The organism is Frigoribacterium sp. CG_9.8, assembly GCF_015751965.1.
Lineage (GTDB): Bacteria > Actinomycetota > Actinomycetes > Actinomycetales > Microbacteriaceae > Lacisediminihabitans.
Genome location: NZ_JADOVH010000001.1, coordinates 600224 through 615404, shown reverse-complemented (window position 1 = coordinate 615404; position 15181 = coordinate 600224). Strand labels below are relative to the sequence as shown.

Below are 15181 nucleotides of genomic sequence, written 5' to 3'. Positions count from 1 at the left end.
TTAATGGACGCGGTCCAACAACTTCGCCGATCAGGCGGAAGTCTCCGCCCTCACGCGCTGTCCGACGACCGCGCTGATGCCGTCAGCGCGCATGCTTACGCCATACAGGGCATCCGCAATCTCCATCGTGCGCTTCTGGTGCGTGATGATGATGAGCTGCGATGTCTCGCGCAGATCTTCGAAAATCTGCAGCAGGCGACCGAGGTTGGCGTCATCGAGTGCCGCCTCCACCTCATCCATGATGTAGAACGGGCTCGGGCGAGCCTTGAAGATGGCGATGAGCAGTGCGACAGCAGCCAGCGACCGCTCACCGCCGCTCAGCAGCGACAGTCGTTCGATCTTCTTGCCGGCTGGCCGCACCGTGACTTCGATGCCCGTTGTCAGCATGCTGTCGGGCTCGGTGAGGAAGATGCTGCCCGTGCCGCCGGGGAACAGGATCGGGAAAACCGTGTTGAACGCCTCACGGGTGTCTTCGAAGGCACTCGAGAAGATGTCCTCCATTTTTCCGTCAATCTCACCAATGATCGTGAGTAGGTCGGTGCGGGTGGCGGTGAGATCGGTGAGCTGCTCGGTGAGAAACCGATGCCGTTGCTCGAGCGCAGCGAACTCCTCGAGAGCGAGCGGGTTGATCCGGCCGAGTTGGGCGAGCGTGCGCTCGGCTTTGGCGAGGCGCACCTCTTGCTCCGCGCGCACAAAGGCGCGGTGGGGCTGAGGCACTCGGGCCGGCGATTGCGCGACCCCAGCACCAAGGGAACCCGCGACCAAGGTGTCAGCAGGCTCCTCGGGCAGGGAGCCGGCTGCGTCGCCCGGGTCGGGTATCGGCTGCTCTGGACCGTATTCGGCCACGAGTACGTCTTCCACGAGCCCGAGTTCCTTGCCAGCCCGTTCGAGCAGCGACGACAGGTGCAACTTCTTCTCGTAGAGAAGCATCTCGAGCCCGTGCACGTCTTCGCTGATCGACGCGAGCCGCTCACGCAGCGCGTTCTCTCCGCGGCGCAAATCGGCCAACTCCAGATTCTGGGCGGAGCGCTCGGACTCGCGCGCGGCCAGTTGCACCCGGGCCTCGGACACCGAACGGTCCACCGCATCCAGCACGGCCGGGAGGGCGTCGATCACTGTCTGAGCGGATGCCACCTGCCGGCGCCGGATCACCGCTCGCCTAGCCGCCTCGTCAGCCGCCTCACGCTCAGCCTCCAGCCGACGCTTCAACTGTGCCGCGCGCAGCTGCTCGGCCCTGGCGCGTTCGCGCGCGGTCTCGACCTGCAGCCTCGCCTCGACTTCGTTCTCACGAACCTCGTCGAGGTCGGCGAGAACCCCATCACGAGCGGCCACATCAAGGATGGGGCGCGGGCGGGAGACGAAGATGTCGAGTTCTTGGGCAGCGCGTTCGGCTGCGGTTGCGGCATCCGTCACGGCGTCCGTCGCGAGGGCGAGCCCGCGTTCGAGGCGCTCGGCTTCGGCCGCAGCGGCCTCCGCCTGCACGCGCGCGCGGTTGAGCTTCTCGGTCTGTGAAGCGAGCTGGGAGTCGAATTGGCGAAGTGCTGCGAGCGCCCGGGTGGACTGCTCCTTCGCGACCTCGAGGCGACCGCGCTGCTCGGCGAGGGCGAACCGCGCCCGGTCGATGAGCGAGGTGACCTCCTCGAGACGGTGTTTCGCAGCATCCCGATCGGCCACCAGCTCGAGGCGCGAGCGCTTGGCACCCGACCCCCCGCGCAAGACGTACTCGGAGAGCACGTCCCCCGCCTTCGTGATGATGGTGGTGCCCGAGCGAGCCTCGAGCCGTGACCAGGCGTCTCGAGCCGTCACCAGGTCGTCCGCGATCAGGATGCCGGAAAGCAGCAGCCGCACCCCGCCGGGAGCGGTGACCACGTGTGCCGCCGAAACGATGGCATCTTCGAGAGACACTTCGAGAGGGCGCGCCGCAAGAACGTCGACAGCCGTCTCACCGAGCACCACTTCCACCCGGCCCAAATCGTTGTTCGCCGAGTATTCGAGCGCAGCGAGCGCTGCGTCACGGCTGTCGGACAGGACCGCGTCGGTGAGTGAGCCGAGAGCTGCGGCAATCGCCGCTTCGTAGCCGGGGCTGACCTGCACATGCTCGGCGACGAGACCCTGAATGCCATCGAGCCGCGCGGCAACGAGTGCACTCGAGCCATCCTTCTGATCCATCGCCGATGACAGGGCACTGACACGAGCGGCGAGAGCATCCCGCTCACGCTCGTTGCCGTGCAGGGCGTCGCGCAGGCGATCGATTTCCGCCTCGGCATCGACGACCTCGGCCTGGGCCGTCTCGTACGCGGCATCGAGATCCGTTTCGCCGGTATCCGACACCATCGCTTCGGCTTCGAGCTCGACGAACGCCACCTGGGCGAGTTCGCGACGCTCGCGTGCAGCATCCAGCGCATTCTGCTGGCGCAGCACTTCCCCCCGCACCGCAGCGAGCCGGGATGCGGCACTGTCTTTTAGGCCGGTGAGCCCCGCGATCTCCAGGTCGTGGCGGGACACCAGGGTGGACTGGTACGCAATCTGCTCGTCGAGCCCGTCAAGGTTGGCGCGCGCTACCGCGGTCGCCGCCTGAGCGTCATGCCAGGCCGCCTCGGCATCCACGATCGTCGCGGCAATGCGCTCGACCTCGTCTTCGGCATCGGACACCATCTGGCGGGTGACGCCCTGCACGGCATCCGGTCCCTCGGCCTGCTGACCGAGCAGGAGCAGACGTTGGTTGGCGAGGGAATACAGGTTGCGCAGGCGCTCCTGCACAGACTCGAGGCCGAAGGAAGTGCGGCGCGCCGCATCCACCGCATCCCCCTCCTGCGACTGTTCGATGCGGTGCTCACGCAGCTTCGCCTGGTCGAGCTGCTCCTGGAGCACGATGCGCTGGGTCTTGCGCTCGCTTTCGCTGCGACTCGACGTCGTGATGGCGGTACGCAAGGTGACCACCTCGTCGGCGAGCAGCCGAGCCCGCGCATCCCGCACGATCGATGCGATCGACTGGGCCTCCTTGGCAATCTCGGCCTGGTGGCCAAGCGGCTTGAGCTGGCGACGGATCTCCCCCGCCAAGTCGGACAGTCGGGTGAGGTTGGCCTGCATCGCGTCAAGCTTGCGGATCGTCTTTTCTTTGCGACGGCGATGTTTGAGGATGCCCGCGGCTTCTTCGATGAACCCCCGGCGCTCTTCCGGGCTGGCGTGCAGAACGGCATCGAGCTGGCCCTGGCCGACGATGACGTGCATCTCCCTCCCGAGACCAGAATCGCTCAGCAACTCCTGCACGTCGAGGAGTCGGCAGGTGTCACCGTTGATGGCGTATTCCGAGCCCCCGTTGCGGAACAGCGTGCGACTGATGGTGACCTCGGCGTAGTCGATGGGCAATGCGCCATCTGAATTATCGATGGTGAGGATTACCTCGGCGCGCCCGAGCGGACCCTTCGTCGCCGTTCCGGCGAAGATCACGTCTTCCATCTTGCCGCCGCGCAGGGTCTTCGCTCCCTGTTCGCCCATCACCCAGGCAAGCGCATCCACGACATTGGACTTACCGGAGCCATTCGGCCCGACGACGCAGGTAACTCCCTGCTCGAAGGCGAAGGTCGTGGCTTGAGCGAACGACTTGAACCCTTTCAGGGTCAGGCTCTTCAGGTACACCGGCCCGCCCCTCTTTCTCGCCCGCCTGCTGGCCCACGAATGTCTGGCTCAACGGTACCGGAGAGGGGAGGCCATCCCGGGCAGTCCGCACCTCCGCTTCTGACTACGCGGGCCCGACTTCCCGCGCCACACCCCGGTTCCCGACCGGTATTTCGAATCGACTCGGGAGCAGTTGCGACTTCGCACGCAATTTACCCGCAACTGCTACCGAGTCGATTGTGAATCCTGCGGACTGCGGGCGACTCGAGGTCCTTCCACGAAAAGCCGGGAGCCCTGAGATGCTGGCGCAGGTTCTGCATGAGTTGCGCAGCGGAGTGCCTAGAACATAGGGCATCGTGCGCAACCATCTCTCCGCGGCGATCGGCAAGACGAGGCCGCGCAACGGTGGCGAAGCCGTGCGGATCGCCGCCGACAACGGGTGGCTGCTGTCCTAACGCTTCGGTATCGATCGGCTCTCATCCCTGAGCCTCGGTTGTACTCTGGTCGGCTGTCTACATCCGGGCGGCGGAACAGGAGGTCACCGCTGTGACTGACGTCACTCTCGAGCGAGTTGCAATACCCTCGCACCTCGATCATCCGAGCGCTGACAATGACCGGGGCGTCACCGAACCCATGAAAACCGCGGCAATCCAAACCGCGTTCACCGAAACCGTCGAGGTGCGTAACGCTGTCGCGGCAGACGGCTACGGCACCGACGAACTCTCGTTGACCCCCGCCGAATTGCTGCCGGTGTGGCTCGACCAGGAGTACGAGCCAAAACAGTTGTTTGCGGCCCGGGTTGACGGCCGAATCGTGGCACGGGCGACCTTCCAAACACGCGCAGCGGCCGCCGATGACATGGCATGGGTTGACGTGCAGGTGCATCCGCAATACCGGAATCGCGGCATCGGCACGGCTCTGGCTGACCACCTCGAGCACCTGGCCACCGAGCGCAGGCGCGGCGCCATCGTGGTCTACGCAGCGTCTCGAGCGGCCGCGGGGCAACGGCTCGAGTCTCCCACCGGTTTCGGGTCGGTTCCCGCAGCCAATGCCGAGGTGCGCTTTTTGCTCGGTCGCGGCTACCGGCTCGAACAGGTGGAACGCCTCAGCCGCCTCGTGCTCCCCGTCTCCACAGCGATGATCGACCATCGCTTCGACGAATCCGCCGGTCGCGCCGGTGCGGACTTCCGGGTACACCAGTGGACCGGCCGAACGCCCGATCGCTGGCTTGACGACATGGCGCTGCTATTCACGCGCATGAGCACGGATGCCCCGAGTGCAGGCCTGAAAGAACCCGAAGATATCTGGACCCGCCAACGACTCATCGACTACGAGGATCGTGTCGAAGCTGGCCCGAAAAAATACCTGGTCTCCGTAGTGGAGCACCTGCCATCCGCACGCCTCGCCGGGATGACCGAACTCGGGGTTCCTGCCGAACTCGCTCGCCCGGTATTCCAGAACGACACGATCGTGCTCACGGAGCACCGCGGACGCCGGCTTGGCATGCTGCTGAAGGTTGCAAACATTCGCAATCTGCAGTCCATTGCCCCGGGCCATCCTTCGATCCTTACCTTCAACGCCGAGGAGAATCGGCACATGCTCGACGTGAACGAGGCCATCGGGTTCGTCTCGATGGGATTCGAGGGTGCCTGGAAAAAGCAGCTCGCGCCACAGGCATAGCTGCTCACACGGCAAGCGGCCGAGCAGTCGTACGTGCTGTGACCGGATGTCGCGCGCACTGGCGGCAAATGTTCGAGCAACGTAAGGCCGCTGCAGCTGCACGGCCCGTCGATCTTTTCTACCGCCAGAATGATGGCATGGGCGAGTCAAAGGGTCTGATCGTGATCGTCGAAGACGAGCGCGCCATCGCCGACCTGCAGCGCCTGTACCTCAGCGAAGCGGGATTCGGCGTGCATGTGGAGCGGGACGGACTTTCTGGGCTCGCGAGCATCCGTCGACTGCATCCCGTCGCTGTGGTGCTCGACGTGGGGCTGCCAGGCCTCGACGGCATCGAGATCTGCCGTCGGATGCGGGCTGTGGATGATTGGACGCCCGTGATCTTCGTCACCGCCCGCGACGACGAGATCGACCGTATCCTCGGGCTCGAGCTCGGCGCCGATGACTACCTCACCAAACCGTTCTCGCCACGGGAACTCGTCGCGCGAATCAAGACGATCCTGCGCCGTCACGCCGGAATACCTCTCCCCGCGCCGGTGGCCGCCGGCACGGTGACGCTGGATGCCGCGCGGCGACGGGTGGAAGCATCCGGTCGTCCTATCGACCTCACCAGCACTGAATTCGACCTTCTCGCCAAGCTGATGAGCTCGCCGGGACAGGTCTTCACCCGCGAGCAGTTGCTGTCGAGCGTCTGGGGGCAGGCCGACTACGGGCTCGGGCGCACGGTGGACGTGCACGTGGCCCAGCTTCGCGCGAAACTCGGAGCCGACAGTCCGATCCGCACCTCCCGCGGAGTCGGCTACTCGGTGGTGGAATGACCGCGTGGTTCCGATCGCTTCGTGGCCGCATCACGCTCGTCACGGTGAGCGTCGCTGTGCTCGCGGTGCTGATCACCGGTGCCGTCTCCGTTCAGTTGGTGCGGCAGTCCACGATCAGCCAGGGGCGGGCGCAGCTCGCGGCACAGGCCCAACTGCTGAGTAAGCTGCCCGCGGCCACCGATCTCACGTCACTGCGGGAGCGGGTGAGACTCGCTCTCGGTGACTCACGGGTCGCAGTCGTTGCCGCAGACGGACGAGTGTCCGGTCCGGGCGCGGCCTTCGTCACGCCCGCCGACGTGTCGACGCTGCTATCGGGACAACCGGTCTCGCAGACAGAGAGTCGCCGCGGAAAGACCATGGTCGTCGAGGGCCGCCCCACCGATTCGGGTACCGCGATCGTGCTGGTTCGTTCTCTCGGTAACCTCGAGACCACCACAGCCGGAACCGTCCAGCGGATGTTTGTGGCCCTGGCGATCGGAGTCGTTATGGCGATCGTCGCCGGCACCCTCCTGGCGCGCTGGCTCACCCGGCCGCTCATCGCGACGGTAGAGACGGCCAGGCGGATGGCTGCCGGCGAACGCGGTCTGGCGATGGAGGCCCATCAGCCCACCGAGGTCGCCGCCGTCGCCGAGGCACTCGCGACCCTCGACCGTGCTCTCAGCACCAGCGAGGGCCGCCAGCGGGAGTTTCTGCTCTCCATCTCCCACGAGTTGCGCACACCGCTCACCGCCGTGCGCGGCTACGGAGAGGCGATGGTCGACGGACTCATCCATGAGGAAGACATTGCACGCGTCGGCGCCACCCTTGTCACCGAGACCGGGCGGCTGGATCGCTTCGTCGCAGATCTGCTCGAACTCGCGCGACTCGAAGCCGACGATTTTGCGGTCATCCGCCAGCCGGTGGATGTGGCGTTGATCCTCGAGCAAACCGCCGACGCATGGCGCGGCCGGGCCGCAACCCTCGAGGTGACGGTGACCGCGCTGCCGGGCACCGCCGGGCTCGCCGCACTTGCCCTGGAGAGCGACGCCCAGCGTGTGCGCCAGCTAATCGACGGTCTCGTAGAAAATGCCTTGCGCGTGACGCCGGCCGGATCGACGGTGTCCATCGCCGCTCGCACCCTCGGCACTGCCGTGGTCATCGAGGTGCGGGATGGAGGTCCGGGCCTCTCCCCCGGCGACCTTGCGGTGGCCTTCGATCGCGGCGCTCTGCGGGCGCGGTACCGGGACATCCGCCCGGTTGGCACCGGTCTCGGCCTGTCGATTGCCGCCCGGTTGGTCGCACGCCTTGGCGGCAGCATCGCGGCGGGCAATGCTCCCGGCGGTGGCGCGGTGTTCACGGTATCGCTGCCCGCGGCCTGAGCGGGCTCTTGCGACCCTCGTAGTCTGCCCCAGCAGAGTGCAGGAGTCATGCACTGGCGCTTTTCCTGGTCGACGGTGAGCGGATTGCCGAAGTGGTCGGTTAGGCGAGCCGGATCCGCTGGCAGAACGGGCAGAAGTGCGAGCCACGGTTCATGAATGACTCACGGATGATCAGCCGACCGCAGCGCGAACAGCTCTTTCCCTGCCGGCCGTAGGCACTGAGCGAATGCGAGAAATAGCCGGACGCACCGTTCACGTTGACATACTGCGCGTCGAAGCTCGTGCCGCCCTCGGCGAGTGCCCTGCCGAGCACGAGACGCACCTCGGCAAGAAGTGTGCGAGCCCGCGCCCGGCTGAGCGCTGCCGTCGGCTGGTTGTAGTGCACGCGGGCCGCCCAGAGCGCCTCATCCGCGTAGATGTTACCGATGCCGCTGATCAGGTTCTGGTCGAGCAGCGCGCGCTTGATCCCCGTGCGACGTTTGGCCAGCGCCTCGAAGAATCGCCGATCGCTAAATGCCGGATCGAGTGGATCCCGCGCGATGTGCGCCACCTGGCTCGGAATCAGCGCGGCATCGGAGCCGAAGCCGGCAGCATGGCCATCCGGGGTTGTAAGCATCCGGTCGATCGCCATCGATCCGAAAATACGCTGATCCACGAAGTCCACGCGCATCGGACCGTGAGCTGGCGACGTGATGTGCATCCGGATGCGCAGGAGCGCGTCATCCGCCCGCCCGAACTCGCGCAACAGCACCTGGCCGCTCATACCGAGGTGTACGACGAGCGCTTCGGTCGATGGGGAAAACGCAGGAGGCACCGGAAACGCAGGCGCACCCGACACAGACGCAGACAGCGGCAGCCAGAGGAACTTGCCACGGCGCACCGCCGCGAGGATGCTTCGGCCCTCCAGCCGCTCGATAAAGTCCTCGCTCGGACCATCGTGACGTCGCAACGACCGCTCTTCGAACACGGTGACGGCGTCGATCCTCGCAGCGGTGACCGCCGGCTCGAGGCCGGCGCGCACCACCTCGACCTCGGGAAGTTCTGGCACCCTCAGCGCTGGGTCGGGCTGGCAGTTGACAGAATGGTCCACGCCTCAAGCGCTGCTGCCATCTCGGCCTGCTTCTTACTCGTGCCGTCCCCCTCGGCGATGTCCGTTCCCCCGAGAGACACGGTGGCGTGGAATCGCTTGGAGTGGTCGGGGCCGCTGTCGGTTACCGCATAGTGCGGGAGGCCTCGACCCGCCCGCGCGGCAAATTCCTGCAGGCTGGTTTTGGGATCCATCGCGGCACCGAAACGATCGGGATCGAGCATCAGCGGCGCGATGAGCCGCAGGACGAGCGCAGTGGCCGCCTCGCCGCCGGCGTCGAGGTAGGTCGCACCGATGACGGCTTCGACGGTATCGGCCAAGATGGAGGACTTGTCACGACCGCCGGTGAGCTCTTCGCCACGGCCCAACCGGATGTGGCGGCCGAGCCCGATCATCCGGGCCACCTCGGCAAGTGCAACGGTGCTCACCAAAGACGCGCGTCGCTTGGCAAGCTCGCCCTCATCGAGCGTTGGCAAGTCGCGATACAGCATGACGGTCACGGCCTGGCCCAAAATCGAGTCGCCGAGAAACTCGAGACGTTCGTTGTGGGCGAGGCCACCATGCTCGTATGCATAGGACCGATGGGTCAACGCCAGCTCGAGCAGTTCTGCACTCACATCAACCGCAAGAAAAACCTCGAGTTCACCCCGAGTCGCCTCAGTCCCGAGCATCGTCAGTGACGACAATCGTCGGTGATGACAGCCGGACTATACGTCCGCGACCTTACGGCCTTTGTACTCCATGTAGAGGGGAGCTCCGGTGGAGTCCTCGACGACCTTCGCACGATGCGGCAGGCTGTAGGTGACCTTGCCGCCCTCGACGGTCTTCACCAGGGTCGGCGGGGTCGCCTTCCACTGGGCGCGACGCGCACGAGTGCTCGCGCGGGACATCTTGCGTTTCGGTACGGCCATGGGTTTCTCTTTTCTCTACTCCGCGCTGCTGGCAGCGTCGGTCACATTCGTGGTGGTGGTGGAATCTGTGTTGCCGTCGAAACCGGCCAGACTTCCGAGAGCCGCCCACCGTGGATCGATCGCGTTCTCGTGCTCATGGCCCGGGTTGTCGAGGAGCCGCACCCCACACTGCGGGCACAGGCCGAGGCAATCTTCTTGACAGACCGGCTGGAACGGAAGTGACAGCACCACCGCATCCCTGACTAGAGGTTCGAGATCGATGGTGTCCTCGTGAACCTCATATTCAAAAGCTTCGTCTGAAGAATACGCGAAAAGCTCCTGAATCTCGACCTGGATGGCCTGTTCGATGTCAATCAGGCACCGGCCGCACTCCCCCGCGGCGGTTCCGTCGATATCCGCACTCACAAGGATGCCGTCGTGAAGCGACTCCATCCGCAGCCCGATCTGAAGATCACTGCCTACTTTCGCGGCGATCATCGCATTGCCGAACTCCTCGGGTACGACGATATCCAGCGTCCGCTCTCGCATTTCACCCGGGCGGTGCATGAGGTCGTAGACATCGACGGTGTAGGGGGTCTTGATCACGTGAGGCACTTCGCAATCTTACGCGAGAGACCGAGCCCGGCCGCGATCGCCCTCTGTGCTCTGGGCGAACCTCCCCCACGGCAACTCCGTCCATTGCCAGCACCGCGAACTGTGCCGAATTGCCGCTTCCAGCCGGTAATACCGACAGTTTGGCGCAGTTCGTGGCCACAGGCCCACAGTCCGGCGGCACCGGCAGTCCGGCGGCACCGGGATGCTGGGAGTAGACGTTACTCCACGCTGACCGCACGCCCGGTTTGAGATTGTCGCCGCTGCCGCAATTCGCCGATGGCGATCACCACCATGTGCGGCACGGTGAGGGCGGCAAGCCCGATGAACACAAGGCGGATGATCCAGTCACCGGCCAGCGCGCCACCCGGCGCAAAGTCACCCGCGAATATCGCCGTGAGTACGCCGACCGCCACAATCGGCACCACGGTGTAGACGACCAATATCAGCGCCGCCGTCCGGCCGCCGCCACGCTCCTCCGCAAAACCGTGGCGCAGGTGCCGTGCGCTGTGCAGCGCACAGAAATACAGCACGAAAAACACCAGCGGCGGTGCGACGATTGCGAGGGTTGCGGCAAGCAGAATCTCGAGCGCATCGGTGGGGCGGCGACGCAGCGCGAATGCGGCACCGAGCAGCATCGCGGCAATCGCAACCGGCCCAAGCCAGGTCTGCACATCGGCCACGATCACTCCGCCGGGGCCCGCGAGAGTGCGATAAATACCCGCGACCTCATCGTGATGAGCGAAGGCTGGCAACGTGAGCAGGCCGACCCCGGTGAAGGATCGCACCACCACACTGCGTCCGAGGTTCCAGTCGGCGCCGAAATGAATGCCCGACACCAGCAAAAAGCCGATCAGGCTCGCGGTCGGTGCGACCAGCCAGACGCCGACGACCAGCGCGACCATCGCGACATAACCCAGGTTGAAACCGGCGAGCCCGAACGGTGTTTTCCACAGGCCGGCCCGTCGCGCGATGAGCGGATCGAGCGCACCGTGCGGCAACCCGAGCGTGGCAACGAGCACGCCGAGCACCCCGATCTGCACGGGCAGCGGTGGAGTGGGTATCCGCAGGGCAATGGCAAGTACGGCAACAACGGCCACCACCGAAAAGAGAATGGTCTCAAACGAGGGCCGCACCCGGGCAAACCCAGTGCCGACTACCCCGCTCACGCGCGCACCATGTCGCGCGCCGCTGTCAACCGTCTCGTGACCAACTGCTTGAGAAATGGCACCTTGGGCAGGCTGGCAATAAGGTGACCGTAGTCGGTGAGGCGCGCAGAATCGCTGAGGAAGCGCACAAGCCCAGCGGGTGGCACCCCCCGCGCAAGCGCGAGAAAATACTCCGGTACGCGCTCAGGATCGGCCCGCACCGCCTTCAGGAAAATACCGTCCATCGATCGGCGCAGCCACGGTTCACCCGGGTGCCCGATGGGTGGCCCTCCCCGCTCAACGGCGGCGGCGCAGGCACGCGCCCAGTTCTGGATGCGCAGAAATCCGTAGCCGGAGGCCGCCCGAAGCGCACCACCCGAGTTGCCGGCAAACACCACACCGTGCGGAGCTTCTGGCAGGGCGCCAAGCATGCCCATTGGCAGGATGCCCCCCTCGCGCCGAATCACGCGGGCACTGGCCAGCCCGAGCATCGCGAGTTCGGCATCCAGCTCGGCAGCCAGCGTGGCTCCAGGAACGGGCGTGGTGCTGAACCTGGTCCATTCGATGACTGCGCGCGTCCGACTGAGCGGAAGCGTGTAACGAAAGTGCATGCCGCCCGCATCCGTCGCCATCGAATCCATCAAGCCGACTTCGTTCGCGTCGAACGGCAGCGGATGCTCGCTCTCGATCTCCACGCCGCTGAAGCTCTGGTAGAGCACCGCGGGCATTGGTCGAGGACGGGTATCGATCACATACCGGGTGCGGATGCTTCCGCGGTCGGTCTCCACGCGAACCAGCGCATCCGGCCCGTCTCCCAGCGGCTCGAGCTCGGTCGCGTGCACTCCGATCCGGGTGTGGATGTTGCTCGCACTCTCGATGCGTTGCAGGGCTCGCTCGTAGAAGTCGATCCCGCGCACGTACTGGTAGCGCAGGCCGGCCACCCGATGGCTGAAGGCCTGGCCGCTGGCGTCGGAGAAGCGCCAGCTGTCCCAGCTGTGCGAGACCAGGTCAGCCAGATCATGGCGCTCCGGCCGCCAGAAGCACCAGCTGCGGTCGTCTTGGTAGTGCGTGCGCGGCTCCACGATTTCCACCCGCAGGCGGGTCTTCGACCTGGCGAGTCGGGCCGCGAGGGACAGACCAGCGCACCCGGCCCCAAGGATCACGAGGTCGGCGTCAGTCGCCGCAGAGAAACCCGTCACAGTTAAGAAACTAAGCCATCCGAAAGGGCTCTTACTACCACCTATTCACTTCATCTCGGTATTCACTCGATCTCGGTATTGACTCGATCTCGGTGGGCACCGGCTCAGGCCGACTCCACCGCAGTGAACGCTTCGTCATAGATCGCCAATGCACGGGCGACCTCGTCGGGAGTCACCACGCACGGCGGCACGACATGGATGCGATTATCGGCCGAGAACGGAAACAATCCACGAGCCATCAGCTCGGTCTTCACCTGTGCGACGACCGCTCCCGAGACCGGATCTCTCGTCTCCGGGTCGTCGACGAGGTCGAGCGCCCAGAACACGCCGAGACCGCGCACCTCCCCGATCATCGGATGCTTCGCCGCGAGTTCGACGAGTCCGGGACCGAGGTAATCGGCGCCGATCATGCGGGCATTGTCGATGATGCCCTCCTCATCCATCGTGTCGATCGACGCAACGATGGACGCCATGGCAAGCGGATGCCCGGAGTAGGTGAGCCCACCGGGGAACACCTGCGTCTCGAAAGCATTGGCGATCGACTCCGAGATGATCACCCCGCCGGCGGGGACATAGCCGGAGTTGACTCCCTTGGCGAAGGTGATGAGATCGGGTGTCCAGTCGCCCTCTGCGGCCGAGAACCCCTGCCAGGCGAACCATTTGCCGGTGCGGCCGAAGCCGGACATGACCTCATCCATGATGAGCAGAATGCCGTACTTGTCGGCGAGGTCCCGCACGCCCGCGAGGTATCCCGGCGGCGGCACGAGCACTCCTGCAGTGCCGGGAACACCCTCGAGGATGATCGCCGCGATCGAGGCCTGGCCCTCCGAGATGATCAGTCGCTCGAGGTGGTGCAGCGCACGCGTACACTCCTCCTCAGGCGAGGAGGCCCAGAACTCCGAGCGATAGAGGAACGGACCGAAGAAGTGCACGTGACCGCGGGAGAACTCATTGGGCACCCGACGCCAGTCGCCGGTGGCGACAACGGCCGCGCCGGTGTTGCCGTGATACGAGCGGTACTGGGAAAGGATCTTGTCGCGACCGGTGACCAAGCGCGCCATCCGCATGGCGTTCTCGTTGGCATCCGCACCGCCGTTGGTGAAGAAGACCTTGCTGAACGGGCGACCAGCCTTCGCGACGATGCGCTTGGCGGCCTGCCCCCGTGCAAGGTTCGCGTGCGCCGGCGCGACCATAGTGAGGCGATCGGCCTGCGCCTTGATGGCATCGATCACTTTCGGATGCTGGTGGCCGATGTTCATGTTGACGAGCTGGCTCGAGAAGTCGAGATAGTGCTTACCGTCGTAGTCCCAGATGGTGGAGGCGAGTCCACCGGCCATCACAAAGGGCTTCAGCGCCCCCTGTGCCGACCAGGAGTGGAAGACATGCGAGCGGTCGAGGTCATAGGCGGCGGCGCCGTCTGCGTGCTCGAACGCGGCTGTGTCAGAGATGGTGGGGTCGAGAGTGGTCATGGGATGCCTTCGCTCAGTGGTGCGGGGGACGCACAACGCCCCCGCACCGGGTGGATAAATTCTACTTGCCACCCTCCTTGAGAGTGACGGTAAGCGGGGTGAAGCTGCTTCCGGTGATGTCGACACCCTCGGTTGCGAGTTCGGCAAGCGCCTTCTTCACATAGGTGTTGGAGTAGGCAGTCTTCGGGGGTGTCGCGGTGATGATCGTGGAACCGGTGTCATTTTTGGTGCTCATTGCGATCTTCACCGTATTGGCCCAGGTGGAGGTGTTGATCATTCCGATACCACCGCTGGTCGACGGCCAGATCAACTTGTTCACCTCGTTGGTCATCCAGAGCTGGTGGCTGGTGCCGAGAGTTGATCCCGCCGCCGTCACGATGTCCGCCGACTTCGCGGCGTTATCACGCACGTAGATCCAGCCTTTGATCGATGCCTTGATGAACTTGACGGTCTGTGACTGGTACCCCGAGTCGCTCGCGAGCTTTCCCGCATCCGCCCAGATCGCGTCCTGCAGCATGGCAGTTCCGTCGTCGTTCCAGTTGATCACGTTCAGGTCACCGGCCGTGTAGAGCGTGCCGGTGGCCGGATTTACCGTCTCGAGCACCTGGGCATACTCGTTATAGGTCATGGCCTGCGCAGCGTCGATGTCACCGGCGAGGAAGCCCTTCATGTCGAAGGCCTGCTGCACGAGACTGATACCGGAGGTGGTGTTGATTCCGGCACCCTGCATTCCAGCAAAGAGTTCCCACTCGTTGCCATAGCCCCAGCTGCCCACCTTCTTGCCCTTGAGATCGGCAGGCTTGACGATCCCCTTGTTTTTGAATGAGATTTGCGTGGTGCCGCTTCGCTCGAAGATCTGCGCGACATCGGTGACGTTGACGCCCTGCTCAATGGATCCGAGCACCTTCGGTACCCAGGAGATCGCGTAGTCGGCCTCCCCAGCAGCGACCGACTTAATCGGCACCGTGTCGGCCCCAGCCTCTTTGATCGTCACATCGAGGCCCTCGGCTTTGTAGTACCCCTGGGCGACGGCAGCGTAGTAGCCGGCGAACTGCGCCTGCGCCAGCCACTGCAACTGCAGGGTTACCGGGGTGAGGGCTCCGGCGCTGGTTGCCGCCTTCGGGGTGCTGCTACAACCGCTGAGAGCGAGCGCGCTCGCCGCAGCGATTGAGACGATACCGAGAACAATTCTTCTGCTGTGTTTCATTGTTTCCTCCGTGAGATGTGACTCGATGAGATATGACTCGATGGGATATGACTCGATGAAATGTGACTCAGTGGTTCAGTGGTTCGATGGGGCGGTGG

At 64.9% G+C, this 15181-nt stretch carries 12 protein-coding genes and 1 pseudogene; 4 read left to right on the top strand and 9 right to left on the bottom strand.

What is annotated here, in order from left to right:
* Window positions 1-30: 30 nt before the first annotated feature.
* Window positions 31-3639 (bottom strand): chromosome segregation protein SMC, encoded by a 3609-nt coding sequence (gene smc / locus IWX88_RS03075; RefSeq protein ID WP_196827024.1) that lies wholly within the window; start codon window positions 3637-3639, stop codon window positions 31-33.
* Between the two features lie 329 nt (window positions 3640-3968).
* On the opposite strand from smc, the pseudogene IWX88_RS13755 reads away from it, so the two are divergent.
* The 4 genes and pseudogenes from IWX88_RS13755 to IWX88_RS03060 form a co-directional block, all read left to right on the top strand.
* A pseudogene (locus IWX88_RS13755) lies at window positions 3969-4073 on the top strand (DNA-binding response regulator); the annotation flags it as partial.
* A 91-nt stretch (window positions 4074-4164) separates the two neighbouring features.
* Window positions 4165-5298 (top strand): GNAT family N-acetyltransferase, encoded by a 1134-nt coding sequence (locus IWX88_RS03070; protein WP_196827022.1) that lies wholly within the window; start codon window positions 4165-4167, stop codon window positions 5296-5298.
* 137 nt (window positions 5299-5435) lie between these two features.
* On the top strand, window positions 5436-6113 hold the full coding sequence (locus IWX88_RS03065; RefSeq protein ID WP_196827020.1) for a response regulator: 678 nt from the start codon (window positions 5436-5438) through the stop codon (window positions 6111-6113).
* On the top strand, window positions 6110-7471 hold the full coding sequence (locus IWX88_RS03060; protein ID WP_196827018.1) for a HAMP domain-containing sensor histidine kinase: 1362 nt from the start codon (window positions 6110-6112) through the stop codon (window positions 7469-7471). The genes IWX88_RS03065 and IWX88_RS03060 overlap by 4 nt, the downstream gene beginning before the upstream one ends.
* A gap of 100 nt (window positions 7472-7571) precedes the next feature.
* Here the strand turns inward: IWX88_RS03060 and mutM are convergent, their stop codons facing one another.
* The 8 genes from mutM to IWX88_RS03020 all read right to left on the bottom strand — a co-directional run bounded on the left by mutM (window position 7572) and on the right by IWX88_RS03020 (window position 15083).
* A complete protein-coding gene (gene mutM, locus IWX88_RS03055; protein WP_196827837.1) occupies window positions 7572-8519 on the bottom strand; it encodes a bifunctional DNA-formamidopyrimidine glycosylase/DNA-(apurinic or apyrimidinic site) lyase in 948 nt (315 codons plus the stop codon).
* A gap of 2 nt (window positions 8520-8521) precedes the next feature.
* The gene (gene rnc / locus IWX88_RS03050; protein ID WP_196827015.1) at window positions 8522-9229 is read right to left on the bottom strand and encodes a ribonuclease III; all 708 of its coding nucleotides are present in this window, start codon (window positions 9227-9229) and stop codon (window positions 8522-8524) included.
* Window positions 9230-9265: 36 nt separating this feature from the next.
* Window positions 9266-9469 carry a 50S ribosomal protein L32 gene (gene rpmF / locus IWX88_RS03045; RefSeq protein WP_185201195.1) on the bottom strand — a complete coding sequence of 68 codons (204 nt, stop codon included), beginning with the start codon at window positions 9467-9469 and terminating at the stop codon, window positions 9266-9268.
* Between the two features lie 15 nt (window positions 9470-9484).
* On the bottom strand, window positions 9485-10063 hold the full coding sequence (locus IWX88_RS03040) for a DUF177 domain-containing protein (RefSeq protein WP_370568144.1): 579 nt from the start codon (window positions 10061-10063) through the stop codon (window positions 9485-9487).
* Between the two features lie 218 nt (window positions 10064-10281).
* The gene (locus IWX88_RS03035) at window positions 10282-11229 is read right to left on the bottom strand and encodes a Brp/Blh family beta-carotene 15,15'-dioxygenase (protein ID WP_196827013.1); all 948 of its coding nucleotides are present in this window, start codon (window positions 11227-11229) and stop codon (window positions 10282-10284) included.
* On the bottom strand, window positions 11226-12407 hold the full coding sequence (locus IWX88_RS03030) for a lycopene cyclase family protein (RefSeq protein WP_196827011.1): 1182 nt from the start codon (window positions 12405-12407) through the stop codon (window positions 11226-11228). The genes IWX88_RS03035 and IWX88_RS03030 overlap by 4 nt, the downstream gene beginning before the upstream one ends.
* A 104-nt stretch (window positions 12408-12511) precedes the next feature.
* Complete coding sequence (locus IWX88_RS03025) at window positions 12512-13876, bottom strand: aspartate aminotransferase family protein (protein WP_196827009.1); 1365 nt, start codon at window positions 13874-13876, stop codon at window positions 12512-12514.
* A 61-nt stretch (window positions 13877-13937) separates the two neighbouring features.
* Window positions 13938-15083 (bottom strand): ABC transporter substrate-binding protein, encoded by a 1146-nt coding sequence (locus IWX88_RS03020; protein ID WP_196827007.1) that lies wholly within the window; start codon window positions 15081-15083, stop codon window positions 13938-13940.
* Between the last annotated feature and the right edge of the window lie 98 nt (window positions 15084-15181).

Bases quoted from the DNA above. Each gene is read 5' to 3' on its own strand.
- IWX88_RS03065 (WP_196827020.1), top strand. From the start codon at position 5,436: ATGGGCGAGTCAAAGGGTCTGATCGTGATCGTCGAAGACGAGCGCGCC.
- IWX88_RS03060 (WP_196827018.1), top strand. From the start codon at position 6,110: ATGACCGCGTGGTTCCGATCGCTTCGTGGCCGCATCACGCTCGTCACG.
- rnc (WP_196827015.1), bottom strand. From the start codon at position 9,229: ATGCTCGGGACTGAGGCGACTCGGGGTGAACTCGAGGTTTTTCTTGCG.
- rpmF (WP_185201195.1), bottom strand. From the start codon at position 9,469: ATGGCCGTACCGAAACGCAAGATGTCCCGCGCGAGCACTCGTGCGCGT.
- IWX88_RS03025 (WP_196827009.1), bottom strand. From the start codon at position 13,876: ATGACCACTCTCGACCCCACCATCTCTGACACAGCCGCGTTCGAGCAC.
- IWX88_RS03020 (WP_196827007.1), bottom strand. From the start codon at position 15,083: ATGAAACACAGCAGAAGAATTGTTCTCGGTATCGTCTCAATCGCTGCG.